Annotated in this window: 1 protein-coding gene; it reads right to left on the bottom strand. The window is 71.2% G+C overall.

Annotated features, from left to right (window positions below):
* A partial coding sequence (locus HUK82_RS16640; protein WP_176614971.1) for a glycosyltransferase family 2 protein occupies nucleotides 1-1,318 on the bottom strand: 1,318 nt, incomplete at both ends.

Here is a 1,318-nt window from a genome sequence, read left to right as displayed (position 1 = left end):
GGACGGTCCCGCGTGGCGCGCCAGCGGGCCAGATCGAGGGCGCGCCGCGCCGGGGCGAGCGGATCGTCCTGAATATGGGCCTGCACCAGAAGATCGTAATCCGGATGGAGCAGGTGCAGGATTTTGAGGTTTCGTTCGAGAAGGGCCGCCCGGTTCGCGCCGAAGGACGCGGAGCCTACGTGAGCCACGAAGACGCCCGGGGCCGCCACGTGGTGCCAGCCGAGTGCCGCTGCCCGCATGCACAGGTCGTTCTCCTCGCCATAGCCTTGCGCGAACAGATCGCCGCGCAACAAGCCGGTCTGGGCGAGACAGTCATGGCGGAGAAACGTGCAGAAGCCGACGGCGGTCGGGATCGGCACCGCACGGTGGCCCGAGGCGGCACAGGCTTCCTGCGCGAGTTGATCGAGCGCGACCGTCTCCGCCAGATCGGGCACCGGGTTGCCGCCTTCCCGGTCGGGATAGGACAGGATCGTGGCGTCGTTCGACAGCGGGGTGACGCTGCCGGTCGCCGGCGATGCGTAGGCGATGTCGGCAAGACGCTCCAGCCAGCCGGGGGGCACCAGCGTATCGCTGTTGAGCAGCACGACGTCGCATCCCGCCGCTGCGCGCAGCCCCGCATTGGCGGCGGCGGGAAACCCGCGCGCGCGATCGTGGCGCAGGAGCGTGATCGCGCCGCTGCGTTCACGCGCGTCCAGCGCCTTCGACAGGGCCGCATCGATCCGGCCGTCCTCCACGACGATGATCCGGGCGATTGTCGGCGCCGCGCACACCGCGTCCAGACAGGCGAGTGTGACCGCGCGCTGGCCATGGACCGGGACGACGACGGCTATGGGTGCGCGGGTCGGACTGCGGCGTGGGGGGCGTGGCGTTATCGTGCCGGACGTTTTCGCGTGCGTGGCGGACGGCATCACGGCCAGCGGACTGCCGGCGAGATCGCGCCCTTGCGAGTCAAGGACGTGCAGGGTACCGGCGGGCAGGTCGGCCAGCGGAATGTCGATGGTCCGGGGCCGGGCGAGGGGGTCGTCCGCGCTGACGGCCGTGCTGAGGGTCCGTGCGGTGTAGTGCCGCACGAAGGCGCCCGCTGCCCCATCGCCGTCGCGGAGGGTCAGGCAGGGAGGTTTTGCGGGATTGGCCGGATGCCAGACCCAGCCACGCACCGCCCCGTCCTCGATCGCGACGATGCCGGTGCAGCGTTCGATCACGTCCAGTTCGAGCGGACTGCCCAGAAGGGCCTGTCCACGATGCGGTCCGCTGCCATGCAGCGCGGCCAGGTGCCGTGCCGTGCGCCAGCGTGGCGGCAGCGTGGCGCGCCCCTGCC

This window comes from Ameyamaea chiangmaiensis (assembly GCF_013376175.1).
Taxonomy (GTDB): Bacteria; Pseudomonadota; Alphaproteobacteria; order Acetobacterales; family Acetobacteraceae; genus Ameyamaea; species Ameyamaea chiangmaiensis.
The sequence above is the reverse complement of the archived record's forward strand: the minus strand, read 5'-3'. Positions and strand labels throughout refer to the sequence as shown.